Origin of the sequence: Bradyrhizobium sp. CCBAU 53338, assembly GCF_015291665.1 — a bacterium.
GTDB lineage: Bacteria > Pseudomonadota > Alphaproteobacteria > Rhizobiales > Xanthobacteraceae > Bradyrhizobium.
Map to the genome: position 1 here is coordinate 5,995,370 of NZ_CP030048.1, position 20,444 is coordinate 6,015,813.

At 63.5% G+C, this 20,444-nt stretch carries 19 protein-coding genes and 1 tRNA gene; 11 read left to right on the forward strand and 9 right to left on the reverse strand.

Annotated elements, in window-relative coordinates; translation table 11 throughout:
* Positions 1-55 precede the first annotated feature (55 nt).
* From XH90_RS28050 to mobB, 4 genes are all read right to left on the reverse strand, one after another.
* The gene (locus XH90_RS28050) at positions 56-1,708 is read right to left on the reverse strand and encodes an OFA family MFS transporter (protein WP_194477522.1); all 1,653 of its coding nucleotides are present in this window, start codon (positions 1,706-1,708) and stop codon (positions 56-58) included.
* Positions 1,709-2,025: 317 nt separating this feature from the next.
* The gene (locus tag XH90_RS28055) at positions 2,026-2,289 is read right to left on the reverse strand and encodes a sulfurtransferase TusA family protein (RefSeq protein ID WP_194477523.1); all 264 of its coding nucleotides are present in this window, start codon (positions 2,287-2,289) and stop codon (positions 2,026-2,028) included.
* A gap of 45 nt (positions 2,290-2,334) precedes the next feature.
* Positions 2,335-3,591, reverse strand: coding sequence for a gephyrin-like molybdotransferase Glp (gene glp, locus XH90_RS28060; RefSeq protein ID WP_194477524.1), 1,257 nt, complete (start codon positions 3,589-3,591; stop codon positions 2,335-2,337).
* A 9-nt stretch (positions 3,592-3,600) separates the two neighbouring features.
* The gene (gene mobB, locus XH90_RS28065) at positions 3,601-4,128 is read right to left on the reverse strand and encodes a molybdopterin-guanine dinucleotide biosynthesis protein B (protein ID WP_194482840.1); all 528 of its coding nucleotides are present in this window, start codon (positions 4,126-4,128) and stop codon (positions 3,601-3,603) included.
* Between the two features lie 106 nt (positions 4,129-4,234).
* Between mobB and fdhD the strand changes: the two genes are divergently transcribed.
* The gene (gene fdhD / locus XH90_RS28070) at positions 4,235-5,125 is read left to right on the forward strand and encodes a formate dehydrogenase accessory sulfurtransferase FdhD (protein WP_194477525.1); all 891 of its coding nucleotides are present in this window, start codon (positions 4,235-4,237) and stop codon (positions 5,123-5,125) included.
* Positions 5,070-5,747, forward strand: a complete 678-nt coding sequence (mobA, locus tag XH90_RS28075; protein WP_194477526.1) for a molybdenum cofactor guanylyltransferase MobA — start codon at positions 5,070-5,072, stop codon at positions 5,745-5,747. Before fdhD ends, mobA begins: the two co-directional genes overlap by 56 nt.
* 6 nt (positions 5,748-5,753) lie before the next feature.
* On the opposite strand, the gene XH90_RS28080 is transcribed toward mobA, so the two are convergent.
* Positions 5,754-6,053, reverse strand: coding sequence for a hypothetical protein (locus tag XH90_RS28080; protein WP_194477527.1), 300 nt, complete (start codon positions 6,051-6,053; stop codon positions 5,754-5,756).
* Between the two features lie 98 nt (positions 6,054-6,151).
* Here XH90_RS28080 and XH90_RS28085 point away from each other — a divergent pair, with 98 nt between their 5' ends.
* The gene (locus tag XH90_RS28085; RefSeq protein WP_194477528.1) at positions 6,152-6,397 is read left to right on the forward strand and encodes a hypothetical protein; all 246 of its coding nucleotides are present in this window, start codon (positions 6,152-6,154) and stop codon (positions 6,395-6,397) included.
* Here the strand turns inward: XH90_RS28085 and XH90_RS28090 are convergent.
* The 4 genes from XH90_RS28090 to XH90_RS28105 are packed head-to-tail and all read right to left on the reverse strand — an operon-like array spanning position 6,364 to position 11,496.
* Positions 6,364-7,491 carry an FAD-dependent monooxygenase gene (locus tag XH90_RS28090; RefSeq protein ID WP_194477529.1) on the reverse strand — a complete coding sequence of 376 codons (1,128 nt, stop codon included), beginning with the start codon at positions 7,489-7,491 and terminating at the stop codon, positions 6,364-6,366. The genes XH90_RS28085 and XH90_RS28090 overlap by 34 nt on opposite strands.
* Positions 7,492-7,538: 47 nt before the next feature.
* Entirely contained in the window at positions 7,539-9,488 is a 1,950-nt protein-coding gene (locus tag XH90_RS28095; protein ID WP_194477530.1) for a molybdopterin biosynthesis protein, read from the reverse strand.
* A 13-nt stretch (positions 9,489-9,501) separates the two neighbouring features.
* Positions 9,502-10,608: a molybdopterin-binding protein gene (locus XH90_RS28100; protein ID WP_194477531.1), complete on the reverse strand. Its 1,107-nt coding sequence runs from the start codon at positions 10,606-10,608 to the stop codon at positions 9,502-9,504.
* A gap of 54 nt (positions 10,609-10,662) precedes the next feature.
* Entirely contained in the window at positions 10,663-11,496 is an 834-nt protein-coding gene (locus tag XH90_RS28105) for a substrate-binding domain-containing protein (protein ID WP_194477532.1), read from the reverse strand.
* 29 nt (positions 11,497-11,525) lie between these two features.
* On the opposite strand from XH90_RS28105, the gene XH90_RS28110 reads away from it, so the two are divergent.
* From XH90_RS28110 to XH90_RS28145, 8 genes are all read left to right on the forward strand, one after another.
* The gene (locus XH90_RS28110) at positions 11,526-11,924 is read left to right on the forward strand and encodes a hypothetical protein (protein WP_194477533.1); all 399 of its coding nucleotides are present in this window, start codon (positions 11,526-11,528) and stop codon (positions 11,922-11,924) included.
* Positions 11,893-12,786: a helix-turn-helix transcriptional regulator gene (locus XH90_RS28115; RefSeq protein WP_194477534.1), complete on the forward strand. Its 894-nt coding sequence runs from the start codon at positions 11,893-11,895 to the stop codon at positions 12,784-12,786. The genes XH90_RS28110 and XH90_RS28115 overlap by 32 nt, the downstream gene beginning before the upstream one ends.
* A gap of 104 nt (positions 12,787-12,890) precedes the next feature.
* Positions 12,891-14,105: an ABC transporter substrate-binding protein gene (locus XH90_RS28120; RefSeq protein ID WP_194477535.1), complete on the forward strand. Its 1,215-nt coding sequence runs from the start codon at positions 12,891-12,893 to the stop codon at positions 14,103-14,105.
* A gap of 182 nt (positions 14,106-14,287) precedes the next feature.
* The gene (locus XH90_RS28125; RefSeq protein WP_194477536.1) at positions 14,288-15,262 is read left to right on the forward strand and encodes a tripartite tricarboxylate transporter substrate binding protein; all 975 of its coding nucleotides are present in this window, start codon (positions 14,288-14,290) and stop codon (positions 15,260-15,262) included.
* A gap of 337 nt (positions 15,263-15,599) precedes the next feature.
* A tRNA-Ile gene (locus tag XH90_RS28130) sits at positions 15,600-15,675 on the forward strand.
* A gap of 460 nt (positions 15,676-16,135) precedes the next feature.
* A complete protein-coding gene (locus tag XH90_RS28135; RefSeq protein WP_194477537.1) occupies positions 16,136-17,035 on the forward strand; it encodes a hypothetical protein in 900 nt (299 codons plus the stop codon).
* Positions 16,983-17,975 carry a hypothetical protein gene (locus XH90_RS28140; protein WP_194477538.1) on the forward strand — a complete coding sequence of 331 codons (993 nt, stop codon included), beginning with the start codon at positions 16,983-16,985 and terminating at the stop codon, positions 17,973-17,975. Before XH90_RS28135 ends, XH90_RS28140 begins: the two co-directional genes overlap by 53 nt.
* Before the next feature lie 1,409 nt (positions 17,976-19,384).
* Positions 19,385-20,413, forward strand: coding sequence for a glycosyltransferase family A protein (locus tag XH90_RS28145; RefSeq protein WP_194477539.1), 1,029 nt, complete (start codon positions 19,385-19,387; stop codon positions 20,411-20,413).
* Positions 20,414-20,444 lie beyond the last annotated feature (31 nt).

The window sequence follows — 20,444 nt, forward strand, 5'->3', positions numbered from 1 at the left end:
ACAGATGTCGCGGGATGCCGAACAGTCGGCATCCCACAACGATATGGCCTTGCGATCAGAAGATCTGCCACGCGCTCTGGAGCGTCTTGTACACACCCCAAATCAGCGGAACGCCGACGAAGAGCCAGAACAACGCAGCCTTGCCATCGAGGCCGCCGGTGCCGATCCCGAACGAGCCCGTCTGGGCCGGCCCCGCGCCAACGTTTGCCGCCTGTACCTTCGCGACGTCAGCCTCGCTCATGTACCACTTCGAAGCGACCGGCTTGATCAGGTAGTTGCAGATGATACCTGCGATCAGCATCGCGCAGAGAATGTACATGGTGGTGTTGTAAAGCTGATCACGCGGCACACCCGCCGCGAGCTGGAACTCGCGGATGTAGTTGACCACGACCGGGCCGATAATGCCTGCGGTCGACCATGCCGTCAGCAGCCGGCCGTGGATGGCGCCGACGAACTGCGTCCCGAACATGTCGGCGAGATAGGCCGGCACCGTCGCGAAGCCGCCGCCATACATCGACAGGATGATGCCGAAGCCGAGCACGAACAGCAGTTTCGAGCCCATCGCCGCGAAGGTCGGCGCCAGCGCGTAGAGCGCGATACCGAGAATGAAGAACGTATAATAGGTGTTCTTGCGGCCCATGTAGTCGGACAACGAGGCCCAGAAGAACCGGCCGCCGATGTTGAACAGCGAGAGCAGGCCGGCAAAGCCGGCCGCGATGCCGGCGATGACGGTCTTCTGATCGGCCGAGAGCTGGCTGAAGGTGAGCTCGGGATGCCCGATCAGCTTGCCGGCGAAGATTTCCTGAAGCATCGGCGAAGCCATACCGATCACGCCGATACCGGCAGATACGTTCAAGCACAGCACCCACCAGATCAGCCAGAACTGCGGCGTCTTGTGCGCGTTGTCGAGATGGACGTGATGCTCGGTGATCATCGACTTCTTTTCGCTCGGCGGCGTCCAGCCCTCAGGCTTCCAGCCAGCCGGCGTCACGCGATAGGCGAAGGCACCGATCGTCATGAAGATGAAATAGACGACGCCCATGACGATGAAGGTCTGCCAGACACCGACGTCGGTCGACGACTTGAAAAAGTTGATCAGCAGATTGGCAAATGGTGCGCCGATCATTGCACCACCGCCAAAGCCCATGATGGCCATGCCGGTCGCCATGCCGCGGCGATCGGGGAACCACTTGATCAGCGTCGACACCGGCGAGATGTAGCCGAGGCCGAGCCCGACGCCGCCGATGACGCCGGCCCCGAGCCACATGATCCAGAGTTGATGGACGTAGACCCCAAGCCCGCCGACCAGGAGCCCGCCGCCCCAACAAAGCGCGGCAACGAAGCCCGCCTTGCGCGGACCGGCCCGTTCGAGCCAGCCGCCCCAGATCGCGGCGGAGACGCCAAGCAGGACGAAGAACAGCGTGAACATCCAGCCAAGGCTCGCGACCTTCCAGTCGCAGGTCGTCGTGAACAGTTCCTGCCACAGCGACATATCGGGGCAAGCCTTCGGCGCCGTGAGGCCAATCGCGCGCGACAACGGCAGCCAGAACACCGAAAAGCCATAGGCCATGCCGATGCAGAGATGGATGCACAGCGCCGCAGGCGGCACCAGCCAGCGATTGAAGCCGGCCTTCGCTACTGTATGTTCGCGATCGAGAATTCCCGCGCCAGCACCCGAAATGCTCCCAGTGCCCTCAATTGTCGTCATGCACTCCTCCCCTGCAGTCGCCCTTCTGAGCGAGACTGCCGCTACGATCCCGTTCCTCAGCCCATTACGGCGCAGCCGTTGCCCCTGCTGCTCCGCACAATCACCCGACACGCGCCAGGATCGTCACGCGTGTCTGAAAAGTTAACCCCTCTAACGGGGCTCTATGCCCTATCGATCTGCAGGCTTCGTGCATGGCCTGTTGATCCGGGTATCGCGGACGAGACTCAACCTCCGCGCCCACACGGACAAAGTCAATTGGGGCAGAAGCCGTGATCGATGTCGATAGTTAAATGGTCGGTATCCGCGCGGTAACGCGATCAAGAACGCAGCGCAGCATTTGCGTTGCCTATCGAGCCATTCGCTTTTTCTATCAAGAACACGATGCGCGCATCGTTGCGCTCGGTTATCTCCACCGTGTCGCCGGTCTCGCGGATTAGGTTCGGAATATCAATCACCGACAGCGGATCGGTGCAGTGCACTTCGAGCTGATCGCCCGGCTGCAATGGTTTCAGCGCCTTGCGTGTTTTCAAGGCTGGCAGCGGGCACTTCAGGCCGGTGAGATCAAGCGTCGTTCGGGTCATGAGCGCAACATGGCGGGAGGGAGCGAGGGCGTCAACGCAGTGGCTTCAGATCAGGCCTGCATAGGACAGGAAACCCACGCTCTCGCCCGGCTCGACGCGCGTGATGTCTTCGCCCAGTTCAATCAGGCCGTCTGTCGCCACCAATGACGACAGCAGCCCAGCGCCTTCGCGCGGGAACTTGATTGTTTCGAGCGTGCCGTCCCCTGCACGTCGCAAGGACGCGCGCACATATTCGCGGCGGCCAAGCTTTTTCTTGTAGGCGAACGCGGCGCGCACCGGGATCGGCAACAGCGGTTCCGGCAAACTGCCGGCGAGCGCCAGCACGGTCGGCCGTACCACATGCACGAAGGTGACAAAGCTTGCGACGGGATTGCCGGGCAGCCCGATCAGCGGCGTGCCGCCAATGATGCCCATCGCCACCGGCCGGCCCGGCTTGATCGCCATCCGCCACAGCACGAGCGAGCCGACGCTTTCGACCGCCGCCTTGACGTGGTCCTCCTCGCCGGTCGAGACACCACCCGTGGTCAGGATCAGATCGTGGTGACCTGCAACCTGCTTCAGACCACTCGCGAGCGCGGCGCGCTCGTCGCGCAATATGCCGAGATCGGAGACTTGGCAACCGAGGCGACGCAGCATCGCCATCAGCATGAAACGGTTGGAATCGAACAGCTGCGAGGCCGCGCGCGGCTCGCCCGGCGAGGCCAGTTCGTCGCCAGTGGAAAACACCGCGACACGGATGCGCCTGACGACGTCGAGTTGCGTCAAGCCAAACGCAGCGGCAAGCGCGACATGCTGCGGACGCAGCCGCTGGCCAGCGCGCAGCGCGACGTGTCCAACGGGAATGTCCTCGCCTGCCGGCCGGACATTGGCGCCGGGCTTCAGTCCGGGTGGCAGCACGACCTTGCCTGACGCGTCGAGGCGGACATCTTCCTGCATGAAGACGGTCTCGGCACCCGGCGGCATCGGCGCGCCCGTGAAAATGCGCGCGGTGTGGCCCGGCTTGATCGGTGCTTGTGCAAGGCCGCCGGCCTGGATGCGGCCATCGAGCGGGAATGCCTGTTCCGCTCTCTGCGGAAGATCGGCATTGCCGACGGCGTAACCGTCGACGGCGGAGTTCGTGAAGGGCGGCAATGGCAGCGGCGCGGCGACATCGCGCGCCAGCACGCGTCCGTCGGCGTCGGCAAGCGCAACCACCTCGAGATCGGCAATCGCGCTGACGCGCGCCGTGATCAGGCCAACTGCCTCGTCGACCGACATCATCGGTCCACCGAAGGCAAAGCAATCGTCCGACAATTGTGCCATCGTGCCTCGTCAGCAAATCGCCGTGCTTTTTGCCACCGCTTCCTCGACTGGCATCGCCACGCGCAGCATCAGGGCCGCCGCAGCCTCGATATCATCGAGATGGACGGTCGGCAGCCGGGTTTCAACCGCAGCATCGGTCGCAATTCCGACAATGCCGGGATCGTCAGGAAACAGCAGGGGCTTGTCGTTGGCGGCACGATGCACCTCGATCTTGCGATGCGGCTCGCGCTTGAAACCCTCGACCACGACGAGATCGACCGCGGACAGCTTGCTCAAGAGTTCCGGCAGTTGCGGCTCAGCCGCGCCGCGCAATTCATGCATCAGGGCCCAGCGGTTCGACGAGGCCACCAGCACCTCGGCCGCACCGGCCTCACGATGGCGCCAGGAATCCTTGCCGGGAACATCGACGTCGAACTGATGATGCGCATGCTTGATGACGGAGATGCGCAGGCCCTGCGCGTTGAAATGCGGGATCAGCCGCGTCAACAGCGTGGTCTTGCCCGCCCCGCTCCAGCCTGCAAGGCCGATGACTTTCATCGCAACTCGATCTCCGCCGGCCGCATCACGCGGCCGGAACCGCTTCTCCTTCGTCCTGCGCATGCTTATATCGGCTTGACCCGAATGTCATGCTAACCTCACCGCCATGATGAAGATCGACAAGGCCCCGGTGCCCCTGATTATCCCGAATCCCGACGACCCACGGCTGACCCAGAGCGTGACCGGGACCGACCAGACCGGCGCCAAGGTCGAGATCAAGGTGCCGATGGAGCGGCCGCTGACGCTTTACCTGAATGCGCAGGAGATCGTCACCATGATGACGATCGGCGATTATCCGGAATATCTGGCGCTCGGCTATCTGCTGAACCAGAACATGCTGAAATATAACGACGCGGTCACCGAGGTCGAATACGACGACGACCTCCAGGTCGTGGTGGTGCGCACCGAGCACCACACCAATTTCGAAGCCAAGCTGAAGAAGCGGACGCAGACCTCGGGCTGCGCGCAGGGCACCGCCTTCGGCGACCTGCTGGAGGCGGTCGAGAGCGCGGCACTGCCAAAGGCCGAGCTCCGCACGTCCTGGCTCTACCAGATGACCCAGACCATCAACACCATGCCCTCGCTCTATCTCGAGGCCGGCGCGATCCATGGCTGCGTGCTGTGCAAGGAGGGCGAGCCGCTCTGCTATACCGAGGACGTTGGCCGCCACAACGCCGTCGACAAGATCGCGGGCTGGATGTACCGCCACGGTGTCGATGCCTCCGACAAGATCCTCTACACCACCGGCCGCCTGACCTCGGAGATGGTGATCAAGACGGTGCGGATGGGCATTCCGATCCTGGTGTCGCGGTCCGGCTTCACCGCCTGGGGCGTCGATCTCGCGCGACAAGTGGGCCTGACCCTGGTCGGGCGCACGCGCGGAAAACGCTTCATCGCGCTCGCCGGCGAAGAGCGGATCGTCTACGACCAGAACCTCGCTTATGTTGAGGAGGAATCGGCCAAGCACAAGCGCAAGGGTGAAGGTGGTGACGACTGACATTCCGGCCACGCAAGGTGTCCTGCTCGCGGGCGGCCTCGCCCGCCGGATGGGCGGCGGCGACAAGCCGATGCGAACGATCGGCGGCCGCACCATTCTGGAGCGCGTGATCGCGCGTCTGTCGCCGCAATGTAGTGGGCTGATCCTCAATGCCAACGGCGATCCGGCACGCTTCGCTGCGTTCGGCTTGCAGGTCATTGCCGATGACGTGCCCGGCTTCCCCGGTCCGCTCGCCGGCATTTTGGCCGCGCTCGACTGGACCGCGACGAACCGGCCCGAGATCGAATGGGTGCTCAGCGCCGCCGGCGACTGTCCATTCCTGCCGCGAGATCTCGTGGCGCGCCTGCATAAGGCACGCATGCGAGAGAACGCCCAGCTCGCAGTCGCCGCATCCGGCGACCAGTCCCATCCGGTGATCGGCCTGTGGCACGTCGCCTTGCGCGACGAGCTGCGTCACGCGCTCGTCGACGAGGATCTCCGCAAGATCGACCGCTGGACCGCGCGCTATCCGCTGGCGACGGTAACGTGGCCGGCCAAGCCGCTCGATCCGTTCTTCAATGCCAACACGGTCGAAGACATCGCCGAGGCCGAGCGGCTCGCGGCACTGGATGACGCGGCCTGAGCCGCTTTACGATTTGGGAAATTCGCTGAGGAGCTCGGCCCAGATGATCGCGAAGGCGATCAGACCGGCAAGGCCGACCAAGGTGGTGAACCGCGGTAGCCGGTTGATTGCGACCAGCAGCCAGGCCGGCAGGAAGAACAGCCCAAAGACCATGCCGAGCGGAAACACCGCGAGCCATTGAAAGCCGGTGCCGTCGCCCTGCGGGACATGGGCGATTGCATAGAACGTATAGAGCCAGAACAGCGTGCCGGCGGTCGCCACGAGGACGGCGATTTTGCGGTAATTAAGGGACGTTAATGCAGTCATGTCCCTTGGTCGCGGCGGCGGCCGTCCAAGTTCATGGGCCAATCGAACCGAGCCAAGGTCGGCGGCGACTACCGATTGGGACACGCCGCGGATCAGCCATGATCGCCCCTTTCCTGAATGCCATCTTCACAGTCGTCGATTTCGTGTTCGATCTCTCGATCACGATCGATCGGACGAAGCGGCTGAGCCAACAGGCGACGGGCAGCGACAAGATCGTTGAGGTCCCCCCGGACCCGAAGCCGCTACCGCCCGCTGCACAGCGTGCGCTCGCCGAGGCCGAGGAACGCGAGCGTGCGCGCGAGGCGGCCGCTCAAGCAGCCAAAGGCGCCGACCAGGCATCGTAGCCGTAAACCCAGCTTGTATCGGTGCGCTGTTTCAGCCAGATGTTGGCGCGCGAGGTTTCCTGCACCCGCGTGGTCCGTTCCTTGCGCGTCGCCTCGAAACGGCGAAAGGCATCCGCGGCGCCGTCGCGGTCGACGCCGTCGAGGCAACGCGAGAGCACAGCGGCATCCTCGATCGCCATCGCCGCGCCCTGCGCCATATAGGGTGTCATTGGATGACAGGCGTCGCCGAGCAGCGTCACCTTGCCATCAGCCCAGCAATCCAGCGCGTCGCGATCCATGATCGCCCATTTGTGCACGTCGGGGCAAGCTGCAAGCACCTGACCGACCTGCGGGTGAAAGCCTTCGAACGAGGCGCGCAATTCGCGCACGTCACCCTTCGCGGACCAGGACTCTATGCGGAAGTTGGGCTCAGGCTGGCTGGTGACGAGATAGACTTCGCTACGATCGGGCTTGACGTAATAGATGACGATGTGACGGTCCTCGCCCCACCACTTTGTGCAATCGTCGATCTTCTCGCCAAGCAGCGCGGCAGGATACGTGGTGCGGTAGGCGATCCGGCCGGTGAATTTGACCGGCGCGGTGTTAAACAGGATGTCGCGCACGGCTGAATGAACACCATCCGCACCAACGACCGCGTCGGCAACGGCGCTGGTGCCGTCGGCAAAGGTGAGCCGGACGCCATCGCTGGCCTCGTCGAGGCCGACGAGCTTGTGATTGAGCCTCACGAACTCATCCGGCACCACACTTGCGAGCGCCGCATGGAGATCGCCGCGATGGGCGAGCAGATAGGGCGCACCGAACTTCTCCTCCGCGCTCTCGCCAAAGATCATGTCGAACTTGATGTCACCGCTCTTCCAGTCGCGGTTGTTCCAGGAGCGTGGATAGAACGACTGCTCACGCATTCGCTGCTCGAGTCCGAGCGCGCGCAACACCTTCATCGCGTTACAGCCGATCTGGATGCCCGCGCCGATGCGAGCGAACTGCGAGGCCTGTTCGTAGACCATCACATCGATGCCGACGCGCCTGAGCGCCGCGGCCGTTGCCAGCCCGCCCATGCCGGCACCAACGATCGCAACCGAAAGCGGCCTTGCCATCGCGCCCCCACCCTGTCCGTCGCACGGCTTGAATGCCGAGTCGTCGTCTACGCTGGCCGAAAACCCGCCCGCTCCAACGCCGCCCGCACTACGTTGGAGCCGAGTGCATCGAGAAAGGCCTGCACAGCCGGCCGCTGCTTACGCGCCGTCACCAGCGCAAAATCATAATGCTCTTCCGCGAACGGAATGAAACCGAGGCCGATTGCATGGGCGACCGGCGCAATCGTCATGCCCCAATCGGCGCGGTGCTGCGCGACCGCCGCAGCAACGGCGTTGTGCGAACGCGGCTGGTTCCAGTATCCCTCCGGCCGCGCGCCGCCGAGCAGACGGTCGATCAGGATGCGCGTGCCGGCGCCCTGGTTGCGGTTGACCATGATACAGGCGGGGTCGGCGAGCGCGGCCGCGACAGCTTCCTTCGCGCCGAGCCCATCGAAGCGCTTGTCGCCCTTGCGGAAGACGACGCCCTGCATGCGCCGCCAGCCCGGCAGGAGCTCGAGCCCATCGGCGAGATAAGGCGTGTTGTAGGTTTCGCTCTTGTCGTCGAACAGATGGATCGGCGCGAGATCGCATTCGCCGCGCTTCGCTGCCGCAAGTCCGCCGAGGCTACCGACCGCGATCGAGCGCACGGTGAGGCCGGCATGCGAGAGCGGTGCGGTGACGAGATCGAGGCCGGTGCAATGGCTGCCGACGATCACGAGATCGGGCACCCGCACATGAGGCGTGAACAGCGTCACCTCGGCCTCGGTGCCCGCCGGCATCTGGTCGGCGAGCGCATCGATCCGCAAAAAGCCGTCGGCCTGCGCGAACGAGGTGATCGCGCCGGACCCCTTGCCGGTGGGATAGGCAATCAGCCCGTCCTTACCCTCGACCAGCGAGACCATCACGAATTCGGTACGTCCGAGCTCGGACGCGATGCGCACCGGCACCGTCGCACTCACCTTGGCATCGGAGCGCGGCGGCAGCCCGGCCATTCTGCGCAGCACCGGCACGATCATGTCGTGGAAAGTGAACATCGCCGAGGTCGGAAAGCCCGGCAGAATCACCACCGGCTTGCCGCCGCACACCGCAAGGCACAGCGGCTTGCCAGGCTTGAGCGCGACACCGTGGGCGATGATGCCGGGTTGGCCGAGCCGACCGATGATCCGATGGGACAGGTCCCCCGCGCCCTTCGACGTGCCACCCGACAGCACCAGCATGTCCGCATCGGCCAGCGCCGAGCGCATGGCGGTTTCGAGCTTGGCTTCGTCGTCGGGAATCGCACCGAGGAAGATCGCCTCGCCGCCGTTCTCGTCGATCGCGGCGGCGACGATCGCGCCATTGGTGTCATAGATCGCGGCCGGCGGGAGCGCCTCGCCGGGCTGCACCAATTCGTCACCTGTCGAGATGACAGCGACACGCGGTCTCCTCGCAACTTTCACCTCTGCAATGCCGCAGGCCGCCAGCATGCCGATCTCACGCGAGCCGATGATCGTGCCAGCGCGCAGCAGCGCTTCGCCGCGCGCGATATCGGAGCCGGCGTAGGACACGAATTGTCCCGGCGAGACCGCGCGACGGACATCGATCGCATCTGCGCCGGCCGGCTGGGTGTGTTCGACCATGACCACGGCGTCGGCGCCACGCGGCAGCGGACCGCCGGTCGCTATCGGCGTTGCGGTTGCTGTCGCCACTTGCCGCTTGGGCGCGGTGCCGCAGTGAATGGTCTCGCCGTTCAGCGCCAGCCGCACGGGCGCGCCTTCGCCAGCGGTTGAGAGATCCGCCGATCGCACGGCAAAGCCGTCGACATTCGAGCGGTCGAACGGCGGTACATCGATCGGCGCGGAGATGTCTTCAGCCAACGCTGCGCCGAGCGCATCGCCAAGCTTGCGCGCCTCGTTCGGGATCGGACGCGGGAACAGAGCAGCTTCAAAGCGCGCCAGCGCCTCCTCGCGCGAGAGGATCTTGAGAAACTGCTCTTGCTCGAGCGCGCCGCGGTCTGGCGGCTTTGGGATCATCACCATGCCGGAATCCATATCATTCCCGCATCAGATAAGCATCGACCGACTCGCCCACCGCAAATCCCTCGTGATTGGCAGGAATGAGCAGCCATGCATCCGCGCGGGCGACGGCCTGGAGCGGCCATTCGCCCACGGCAAGCGGCATCCACGCCTGATGTTCCTCCGCGAGCAGCGCGACCTCGGCGATGCCGACGCTGGACGCGATTTTTCGCGCGAGCGGCAAGGGCGCTGTGCGACGCGGCTGCCGCCCCGACAACCGATCCATCAGCGGAAGCACCAGCGCAAGCCAGACCGCGTGAGCCGGACCAGGCGACCCAGGCAAAGCGAGGACGGGAGCTTTTCCGAGCCGCCCAGTGGCTGCGGTGCGTCCGGGCTGGAGCGCAAGACCGTGGACGAACCGTGCTCCGCGCTGAGCCAACGCGGTGACGGTAGCATCCGCCCGACCGACGCCGCTGCCGCCGATCGTGAGCAGGAGATCGCAGGCCGAGACATCGAGCGCCTCGGCGATCGATGTCGCATCGCGCGAAGCGGCCTCATCCGCGGCCACATCGAATCCCGCCGCGCGCGCGAGGCCTGCGATCATCTGCATCGTCGCGGTTGCGCCCGGCACGTTGACGATGCGCAGACGCGGTCGCCTGACACTCATCTTGTCCGCGCCCGCGACACGCGCGAGCAGCAGAGCCACCGCATCGATGGGACATCCCGCGGCGGCCGCGGGTGTGTTTTGGGCAATATCGCTACCGGCGCGCGCGACGCCCTGCCCCGGAACGCCCTCCGCCAACGCCTGGGCGAGTGGGCCCGACAGCTCGACTGCGTCGATATCGAGCACGCAATCACACCCTGCCGGCAGCACGTCGCCGGCGTCGACCCACACGGGAAGCTCGGTCAGAGGCAGTGGCGAATAGGAGGACGCACCGACAAGATCGTTGGCGCCGAGCGCCCAGCCATCCACGGCGGCGATGTCGCGCGGCGGCCGCGCCGGCAGCAACGGCGTCCCCGCAGCGATGCAGCCGGCGGCTTCCGCCAACGGCAATTCGATCGGCATGACGGGATCAACGCCGCGCAACAGCGCAGCGAGCGCGGTATCGAGCGGCGTCAGCGAGGGCGGCAGGCGTTGGGTCATGCCTCATGATGGACCATGCATCGCGTGGTTTTGCAACCGCTCGCGCCCCGACCATCAACGGGCCGACTTGTCTGCATTCGGAAAGAACACTTGTTGACCATCGACCTTGTAGCCGGCGATCGCCGCCTGTCCCTCCGGCGAGACCAGCCATTTAACGAAAGTCTGTCCCAGGTCCTTCTTGACGTCCGGAAACTTTTCCGGGTTCACGAGCATGACACCGTACTGATTGAGCAGGCGCTTGTCGCCTTCGACGACAATGTCGAGATCGCCGCGATCCCTGAAGGCGATCCAGCCGGCGCGGTCGGACAGCACATAGGCTTTCGCCGCGCGTGCGGCGTCGAGGGCAGCCGTCATGCCCTGCCCGCTCTCTCGATACCAGGCGCCCTTGGCACTGGCGATGTCGATGCCGGCGACGATCCACAGCGCGAGCTCCGCCGCGTGGGTGCCGGAACGATCGCCGCGTGTCACGAAGGGCGCGCTCCTGGCCTCGATCGCCTTCAGCGCCGTCGCGATGTCCTTGCCTTTCACGCCGGCGGGATCGCTCTTCGGCCCGATCAGGACGAAATCGTTGTACATCACGTCGTAGCGCTTGGTGGCAAAACCGTCGGCAACGAATTTCTCCTCCTGCGGCCGGGCGTGCATCAACACGACATCGGCCTCGCCTCTGCGCGCGCCGTCGAGCACCTCGTCGCTGCGGCGTGCGATCACCGTTACCGCAATGCCTGTTTTGTCACGGACAATCGGCAGCAGATAGTCGAGCAGGCCGGAGTCCTCCGTCGACGTCGTCGACGCCAGGACAATCGCGCGCTCCTCGGCAGGTGAGGCCACGATGCCCAGGGCAAGGCCGCAGAGCAACGCAATTGCAACGGTCAGTCGGCGAACGGCCATGACGGGTTCCCAGTGAAAACGACCCGATCATGATGATCGATTGCGCCGCACTCGTGACGGATCCGGTCGTCGCGAGGCCAGCAAGAAATAGAGCTGGGTTTAGGCTTACCGAAGGGCAAGTTCGCGATGCGCCGGTCGTCGAGCCGAAGTGCGCCATTCGGGAAGTTTTGGCAATCAACCGGCACGTCGATTGCACTCACGCGTACGAGTGCAGGCTCCAAGGCCCGCAACCATCAACGCCTCGCAAGATCGTCAACCAAAATCAAAACACGCGTCAGGATATGTTGCAAAGCAACGAGATCATCGGGCATGGTCCGCGCGGACAAAAATTCGAAGTGCAGAATTCCACCTGCGTTGAACGTCAAAAAGAAGCAAGAATTTGCATAGGAATGCAGGATGGAATTCCTGACGACCAGCGAAGCCGCTGACTATCTCCGTCTCGGCGAACGCAAGCTCTACGAACTCGTCACCAACGGCGCGATCCCCTGCACCAAGGTGACCGGAAAATGGCTCTTCCCGCGACACGAGCTCGATCTCTGGGTGCTGTCGGGCATGGCGCGCCCCGCCGGCATGCTGACGGCGGAGCCGCCGCCGGTGGTGGGCGGCAGCCAGGACGAACTGCTGGATTGGAGCCTGCGCGAATCCGGCTCGGGCCTCGGCTCTATGACCGAGGGCAGCGCGCGCGGGCTCGAACGGCTGCAGCGCGACGAGGTAATGGCAGTGGCCGTGCACTTCCACAGCCTCGATGCCGAGGGCAACCTCGCCGCTGATGCCAGCGTGACGGCGCTGCGGGACGCACCGGACCTGCACGATGCGCTGCTGGTCGCATTCGTGCGCCGCGAGCAGGGTCTCGTGCTGCCGCCGGGCAATCCGAAGCGGCTGCGCGGGCTCGCCGACGTGCTTGCGCTCGGCGCCCGAATGGCGATGCGACAGCAAGGCACCGGCGCGCAGATGCTGCTCGACGTGCTCTTGACGCGCGCGGGCGCCTCGACGCGGGATTTGCGGCGAGTGCAGACGCCCGCCCTCACCGTGCCCGATCTCGCCGAACTGGTCCGCGCCGGACAGGCCGATTGCGGCGTCGCGACGCGCGCCGCGGCGCGGTCCGCGGGCCTCGATTTCGTGCCGCTGGTCTGGGAGAATTTCGATCTTGCGATGCGGCAGCGCAGTTATTTCCGCCCCGCCATGCAGGCCCTGATCCGGTTCCTCGGCGAGCGGCGGCTGCGCCAGCGCGCCGAGGAGCTGACCGGCTACGATCCCTCGCCCGCCGGCCAGATCCGCTTCGCCGGCTGAGATTGACGCCCACCCCAAAATAGTTGCAAAAGAAACCAATTCAGCCGGGCCGTACCCGGCGCAGGCAACTTTCGGCCAACGTGCCGGATCAGGGGAGGACAAGCGTGAATCCAATGAAATTTGGACTGCCGGTCGCGGCCGCCTTGACGGCGGCACTGCTGTCGGGTGCCGCAACGGCGCAGGTGTCCGACGACGTCGTCAAGATCGGCGTGCTCACCGACATGAACGGCCCGGCCTCCGCGCCGACCGGCCAGGGCTCGGTGACGGCGGCGCAGATGGCGATCGACGATTTCGGCGGCACCGTGCTCGGCAAGCCGATCAGCATCGTGATCGGCGACCACCAGCTCAAGGCCGACATCGGCGCCGCGATCGCGCGACGCTGGTACGACGTCGACCAGGTCGATCTGATCGTCGACGTGCCGGTCTCGGCCGTGGGCCTTGCGGTGCAGAACATCGCCAACGAGAAGAAGAAGCTGTTCATCACCCACTCCACCGGCACCGCCGATTTCCACGGCAAGTTCTGCTCGCCCTATGCGATGCAGTGGGTGTTCGACACCCGCGCGCTCGCGGTCGGCACGGCCGATGCCGTGGTCAAGCGCGGCGGCGACAGCTGGTTCTTCATCACCGACGACTACGCCTTCGGCCATTCGCTCGAGCGCGATGCCTCGAGCGTCATCACCGCCAATGGCGGCAAGGTGCTGGGCTCGGTGAAGCCGCCCTTGGCAACGCCCGACCTCTCCTCCTTCGTGCTGCAGGCGCAGGCCTCCAAGGCCAAGATCATCGGCATTGCGGCCGGCCCGCCCAACAACATGAACGAGATCAAGACCGGCTCGGAGTTCGGCGTGTTCAAGGGCGGCCAGCAGATGGCCGCGCTGCTCGCGTTGATCACCGACATCCACGGCCTCGGCCTGCAGGCCGCCCAGGGCCTGTTGCTGACGACGTCGTTCTATTGGGACATGGACGACAAGACCCGCGAATGGTCGAAGCGCTATTTCGCCAAGATGAACAAGATGCCGACGATGTGGCAGGCTGGCGTCTATTCCAGCGTGATCCACTATCTCAACGCCATCAAGGCGACCGGCACCGACGATCCGCTCAAGGTCGCCGCGAAGATGCGCGAGACGCCGGTCGAGGATTTCTTCGCCCGCAACGGCAAGCTTCGCGACGACAATCTGATGGTGCACGACCTCTGGCTGGTGCAGGTGAAGACGCCGGAGGAGAGCAAATATCCGTGGGATTATTACAAGATCCTCGCGAAGATCCCCGGCGACAAGGCGTTTGGGCCGCCGGACCCCGCGTGTGCGCTGGTGAAGAAGTGACGATCGCTTGAAGCGATCGTCCTCACGCGTCAGCACGAAGCTCGAGGAGCCGAGCGAGGCGATCGGCTCGGACTGTTTCGAATGGGCCGCCCCTGCGTCAACATCGACGCGGGGCGATGTAGGCAGCGAGCGGTTTTTGTGAAAGCATGCCCCATAACGACAATAGAACAATGGGAGGCATCATGTTGCGAATCTTGCGTAATGCTGTTTTCGGTTTGGTCATTCTTTCAGGTCTTTTCGCCGCCGCCCCTCCCGCCTCCGCCGCCTACCCCGACCGTCCGGTGCATTGGCTGATCGGCTTTGCCGCCGGCGGCCCGGTCGACATCGTCGCGCGCATCATGGCGCAGGCGCTGTCGGATCGGCTCGGCCAGCAATTCATCGTCGAGAACCGCGCCGGCTCCGGCGGCAACATCGCGGCGGGTGCCGCGATCAACGCAGCCCCCGACGGCTACACGCTGCTGTTCGTCGCGCCCAACAACGCGATCTCGACCTCGCTCTACAAGAAGCTGCCGTTCGACTTCCTGCGCGACACCACGCCGGTCGCCAGCATCATGCAGCTCACCAACATGCTGGTCGTCTCCAACGCGATGCCGGTGAAGACGGTCCAGGAGTTCATCGACTATTGCAAGGCCAACCCGGGCAAGATCTCGTTCGCCTCGTCCGGCAACGGCACCTCGGTGCACATGTCGGCCGAGCTGTTCAAGGCGATGACCAAGTGCGACATGATCCACGTGCCCTATCGCGGCTCCGCGCTCGCCTTTCCCGACATCATCTCCAACAAGGTGCAGCTGATCTTCGACAACCTGCCCTCCGCGCTCGAGCAGTCGCGCGGCGGCAACGTGCGCGCGCTTGGCGTGACCTCGCCGCAGCGCTGGCCCGCCTTGCCCGACATGCCGGCGATCGCCGAGACCGTGCCGGGCTTCGAATCGGTCGGCTTCTACGGCATCTCCGCGCCGAAGGGCACGCCAGCCGACATCGTCGAACTCCTCAACAAGGCGGTCAACGAAGCGCTGAAGGACCCGAAGGTGATGGCGCGGCTGACCGAGAACGGCGGCATCCCGAGGCCGATGACGCCGGCCGAGTTCGGCAAGCTCGTCGCTGACGAGACCGAGAAGTGGCGCAAGGTCGTGGAGTTCGCCGGGGTCTCGGTGGACTGACCGGCGGGCCGGCGACCCGCCATCGGGCGGCGGGACGGAGGGGAGTTAAGGGTCCCCTCCCGGCAAAACGCGAAAACAACCCCATGCACAGTAGAAAGTCAGGCGATTTCAGCCGGTTACGGTAGGGAAAATCAAAAGCCCCCGGAAAACGGTTGACCCGTCGGGCAAAACAGGTTCATAACGGCATCATCGCAAAATTCGGTATTTCAAAAACCATCTCCGGTGCGGCGCCGAGGTTTCCGCTGCGCCCGCCGCGGCATTGCACCCCCGCCTCCATCCCTGTAAACGAACCGCGCACCGTTGCCGGCCGCGCGTTCCTGCGAGCCGTCTCGCGGCGGGGCCTGTAGCTCAATGGTTAGAGCCGGCCGCTCATAACGGTCTGGTTGCAGGTTCGAGTCCTGCCGGGCCCACCATTCCTCGAAAGATCAAAGCCTTGGCTCCCGGATGCCCGCTGGTGGGACATTTTGGTGAGGGATTCAGGCCTGTTCGCTCCCTCGTATCTGGCCGTGTCGCGTCACGGCATCTACTATTTCCGTTGGCCCATACGCGCTGCGTCGATGGAGCGCAGATCATCAAGCGTGAAGATTTCGCTACAAACACGCGATCCGAAGGAAGCGATGCGACTGTCACGCGCACCAAGCTATTCGGCTCAACAGTTGATCCAGTACGGCACCGAGCGCGGAATGAACTGAAGTTAAGTCACGAAGCCATGTGCCTTTTGCAACTAGCGCCGCCTCGCGGGGGGCACGGGGGGAACTACGCAAGCCAATTCCATTAGATGCCCGCGCGAATTTTTTATCCTATCTGCATTTGCAAAGACGCCACCGACTCAATCTACAATTGCCTTTTTCACAAACGACCCAGGACACTTGAATGACTGATCGGATTGTTCGGCAACTAATTCCGCAACCTGCCGAGCCAAATCAAGGACAGCTATTCTCTGAATACGCTGAGACGCCGAACGTCGTGCTATTGGGCGCGCCCGGGGCTGGGAAAACCCACCTGTTTATCGAAGCCGCAGCCAAGAACGGCACGCGAGTTACTACCCGGGACTTCCTCAACATTCCTGCCTTTCCCGCCGCGACAACATTGTTCATCGATGCGCTCGACGAGCGTCGAGCAGGACGCGGTGACCAGAGCACGATCGATGCCGTCGTTCAAAAATTGTTTGATGTTCAGCCAAAGCAACTTCGCATCTCCTGCCGCGAAAGCGACTGGCTCGGCTCCACCGACCTCGCAACGTTTCAGCCCTACTTCAGCAGCCACGGAGGCTACGTAGTCTTAGCACTCGAAAAGCTGACCACGGAGGAGCAGCGAGCCGTCCTGCAAACGCAAGGCGTGACAAATCCGAACGCATTTCTAGAACAAGCAGTAGAACGCGGCCTGAATGACCTTCTTACCAATCCACAAAATCTCGTGATGCTCGCAAAGTCTGTAAAGGACAAGAATTGGCCACGCAATCGGACTGAACTATTACAGAATGCTACTACGCTGCTGTTATCCGAACACAATCCCACGCGTGCGCGTTCGGGGGATGGTGTCTACGGGGCAGATGAGCTTCGCGCACCAGCGGGGGCTGTTCTGGCGACACGCCTAATAAGCGATGTGGGCGGCGTAAGTTTAGCCGACAACGAAGCGGTAGATGAATATCCAAGTTACCGAACCACACCATTCCCTGACCGGGATAGAGTCCGGGCCGCGCTCGGTCGCCGGGTCTTCATTGGAAACGGCGACGAGGCCGCAGATTATACTCACCGCACGACGGCCGAATAAAGGGATTGACACACCGCCCAAGCTAGCCCTGCTTTATGAGCTGGCAATCCATCTTGCCATCGGCGTCGATAATTCTCAATTCGACGAGCTCTATTATTACGCAGACTCTCATTCACATCTCTCCGCTGTTCGAGGTCGCGTCATTACCTCTCCGTTGGAAGATTGGCGACGAGAAGATGCTGCACGCGCCTCTCAGCAGGCTTCAGACGATGAGCAGAGCGCGATTGCACGTCGCCACGAATTCGAGCGCGACAAGTCAGAAATTGCATCTGGAAGACACTTAGGCTGGCTACAGTGGCTCGCAGAAATTTACTTCGACGAGAACATGGAAGCCACGCCGTATCAACGACTGGAGCAGAAAATTGGAGCTGAGAATGCCGAGGTAGCTATTGCGGGCTTCAAGGCTTGCCTTCATAGGACCGACTTACCTACGGTTAAAGACGTAGGGAAAGCCAGCGCACAAAACCGCTATCCAAAGTGGTGGTACGCCCATACGACGCAGTTGGACCGTCTGTACACCGCAGACCCAGAGGCAAGCGGATATGGGATATACGGTGTATTTTGGTTTGGTCCAAAGCGCCCCCGAAAAATCCCTGCCAGACCGGACGGCGGAAGATCGCCCAGTACCGCAATGGAAATGTTGGAGATTTTGACCGGGATGATACCAGCTCAGAAGCGAGAGAAATTGAGCGTCGTCGTACTGGATGTTTCGGGCCCAGCTGGCGCGCAAAAGAACCCAAAAGGCAACCGACTAAAGACTTCTTCATCGCGCAAGCGGAAGGGAGCGCTTGGCGCGGAGAAGAACCCTAAAGGGACAAAGCGACGAGGCAATCGAACAAAGGTGCCTCCACCTCAAAAGCGGAAGCCGAGCGTTGTTAGGAAGGGAGCAAAAACTTCTGCGTCTATCAAGTTAGGATCGAAGCGTAAGAAGAGACAGTAGGTCACGCCTGTGGAGATGCTCCGCCCAAAAGCGGGACAATGGTCCGAGTTACCGGCTGAGTTATCGTCCTTGTCCTAACGTCGTCCGACTTTTGATTAGTGTCTGTGCGTTGCCTCTTGTTGTCTACGTTGCTAAGTAGAGCACAAAGGTGGGACATTGTGTCCTTCCTACCCAACCAGAGCGCCGGCAAAACTTTGGCTTTCTTGCGATGGTGGATGCTCCTGCCGGGCCCACCACGCTTCGCCCTTCGGGCTGCGCGTGGCGCAGCCACGCAGGAGCCCGAAGCACGAAGCGTGTCCGGCGTAGCTGGAGCAAAGCGGAAACGAAGACGGACCGTTGCCGCAAGCTCCGCCTCGAACTCCAGCGCATCGCAACTCCGCATCACTCAAGCCGAGCCATCGTTCCAATCGGTGCAAGTGAGCTGCTGCCGGCTTGATGGACACCCGGTTAAGCTAATCCCACCTTGCGATCGAACGCAGACGAAAAGCAGAGCAAGTCGATCACGCCGGTCGTCTCCGGTCGCCTGATCCCGTCGTCAGCTCCCTCGATCATTGCTCCGGCAGGCAACGCTTCACGGCAGGACGGGTTTGCAGATTCGCACGAATTGCACCGCCAACCCGTGCATGATGCCGCGGATGTTACCCGCCGTGAGGCAGCCGCGGATTGCGAGGACATCGACCGAGGCTCACTTAACTGCTCATCGTTAGGTCCATTGGAGACATTGCCATGCGATCGGGTCTGGTCTTGAGCCTTTTGATTGTCCTGTGCGCACCGGTCAGCGCCGCTATGGCGGCCCAGGGACATCGGCATCATGCAACTGTTCACTCCACCCACGTTTGGACGAGAGGGCCCGCTGCCGCCTGGGCCTATTCGCCGGCTGCGCCGGCGCGCCCTCAGCCGACCCCGCACTACGATGATCAACCAGAACCAGGTCACAATCCGTTTGCGGGATGGGGCGGTTAGTACCGGACGCCATCGCAGCGGCGCGGGTCGCTGCTCCCGGCCGCCGGCCGCAATATTTCGGATGCGCCTTGCCGGTTCGACCAACCCGCGGCAGTTCCCAGCACACTCGCCTTAACAAAAGTGGTTACTCAATCATTGACGCTCCACGGGGACGCAAGTCGTGACCGCCCTTCGCGCCGAGCGCGCCGCTGCGCCGGCCCTCGCATGTTTGGGCAAATCGGGTCGAGCACGTCGCCTGCATGATCTTTCGTTCATCCGCCGCGGTTCATTAACGACGCAGTGCGAATTGGCTTCTGGAGAAGCCCATCTTTGATAAATTTCGCATAGGACCACAAAGGCACCAATCCAGGCCGGCCGCGCAACTGGCCGCGTCCCCCTGGACGGCGAATTCAGACGCGAGCCGTTCGTGAACGCGACCACCCGGTTCACCGGCGAGGAGAGTTGAGATGCAGGTCAGATCGGCGCTTCAGATCAATTTGCATCCGCTGGACGTGCGCCATGCCGTTCACACGCTTCCGCATCAGCTCGACGTGTGGGGCGATCAGGTCGATCGCATCGTCTTCACTGTCGACACCAGGCAGAGCAGGAGCGGCCGCTACACCGGCAGCGCCTACGAGGAGTGCCGCGGACGCCTGTTTGCGCTGCTGGAAGCCATCGCGCGGCAGTCGCCGAAGGCGGAGATTTCCGAGGTCGATTATTCGCCGGCGGCGTTGGAGGCCGTGCGGCAGCGCTATTTCTCGACGAGCCGCGTCTATCCGGAAAAGGCCTTCGATGGCGGACCGTTCCATGCCTATTTCTACGGTCTGTTGAAGACCAACGCCGATTATGTGGTGCATATGGACAGCGACATGCTGTTCGGCGGCGGCAGCCAGGTCTGGCTGGAGGAGGCGATCGGCTGGCTCAAGACCACGCCCGACGCACTGTTCGCCGGACCACTTCCCGGTCCTCCCCGCGCCGACGGCACGCTCGGCGATTTGCACGGCGGGTTTCCAGGCTTGACCCACGTCCAGCCGCCCGAGCGGCTCGCTGCCGCCTACCCGGCTTACCGCTTTCGCACCGTGAGCACGCGTATCTTCGTTCTCGATCAGGTCAGGTTCGACGCGTCGATCGGGGCGCTGGACCTGGTGCGCCCGAATCTCCGGCGCCGGATCCGCGCGAGACTGTTCCACCAGTCGCCACTGACGATGCCGGCCGAGGAGATCATCTCCGCCGCCATGCTGCGCAGGCAACTCTCGCGGATCGACTTTCTCGGTTCGGGCGCCGGGCTCTACTCGCTGCATCCGCCGTACCGCACCGATACTTTCTATCGCGAATTGCCACAGTTGATCGCTCGCGTCGTCGCCGGTGCGATACCGGACGCCCAGCGGGGCGACTATGACGTCAATTCAAGCATGTTCGACTGGACGGAGGCGCTTCGGCAGAAGACCGTCGGCCGCCGCCTTGCCCGCGCCGCCCGCACGCTGATGTCGAGCTGAGCATCATTGCCGCGCGGTCGCGTGGCCGAAG

Coding starts and splice junctions, on each gene's coding strand:
- XH90_RS28050 (WP_194477522.1), bottom strand. CDS start 1,708: ATGACGACAATTGAGGGCACTGGGAGCATTTCGGGTGCTGGCGCGGGA.
- XH90_RS28055 (WP_194477523.1), bottom strand. CDS start 2,289: ATGACCCGAACGACGCTTGATCTCACCGGCCTGAAGTGCCCGCTGCCA.
- glp (WP_194477524.1), bottom strand. CDS start 3,591: ATGGCACAATTGTCGGACGATTGCTTTGCCTTCGGTGGACCGATGATG.
- mobB (WP_194482840.1), bottom strand. CDS start 4,128: ATGAAAGTCATCGGCCTTGCAGGCTGGAGCGGGGCGGGCAAGACCACG.
- fdhD (WP_194477525.1), top strand. CDS start 4,235: ATGATGAAGATCGACAAGGCCCCGGTGCCCCTGATTATCCCGAATCCC.
- mobA (WP_194477526.1), top strand. CDS start 5,070: ATGTTGAGGAGGAATCGGCCAAGCACAAGCGCAAGGGTGAAGGTGGTG.
- XH90_RS28080 (WP_194477527.1), bottom strand. CDS start 6,053: ATGACTGCATTAACGTCCCTTAATTACCGCAAAATCGCCGTCCTCGTG.
- XH90_RS28085 (WP_194477528.1), top strand. CDS start 6,152: ATGATCGCCCCTTTCCTGAATGCCATCTTCACAGTCGTCGATTTCGTG.
- XH90_RS28090 (WP_194477529.1), bottom strand. CDS start 7,491: ATGGCAAGGCCGCTTTCGGTTGCGATCGTTGGTGCCGGCATGGGCGGG.
- XH90_RS28095 (WP_194477530.1), bottom strand. CDS start 9,488: ATGGTGATGATCCCAAAGCCGCCAGACCGCGGCGCGCTCGAGCAAGAG.
- XH90_RS28100 (WP_194477531.1), bottom strand. CDS start 10,608: ATGACCCAACGCCTGCCGCCCTCGCTGACGCCGCTCGATACCGCGCTC.
- XH90_RS28105 (WP_194477532.1), bottom strand. CDS start 11,496: ATGGCCGTTCGCCGACTGACCGTTGCAATTGCGTTGCTCTGCGGCCTT.
- XH90_RS28110 (WP_194477533.1), top strand. CDS start 11,526: ATGATGATCGATTGCGCCGCACTCGTGACGGATCCGGTCGTCGCGAGG.
- XH90_RS28115 (WP_194477534.1), top strand. CDS start 11,893: ATGGAATTCCTGACGACCAGCGAAGCCGCTGACTATCTCCGTCTCGGC.
- XH90_RS28125 (WP_194477536.1), top strand. CDS start 14,288: ATGTTGCGAATCTTGCGTAATGCTGTTTTCGGTTTGGTCATTCTTTCA.
- XH90_RS28135 (WP_194477537.1), top strand. CDS start 16,136: ATGACTGATCGGATTGTTCGGCAACTAATTCCGCAACCTGCCGAGCCA.
- XH90_RS28145 (WP_194477539.1), top strand. CDS start 19,385: ATGCAGGTCAGATCGGCGCTTCAGATCAATTTGCATCCGCTGGACGTG.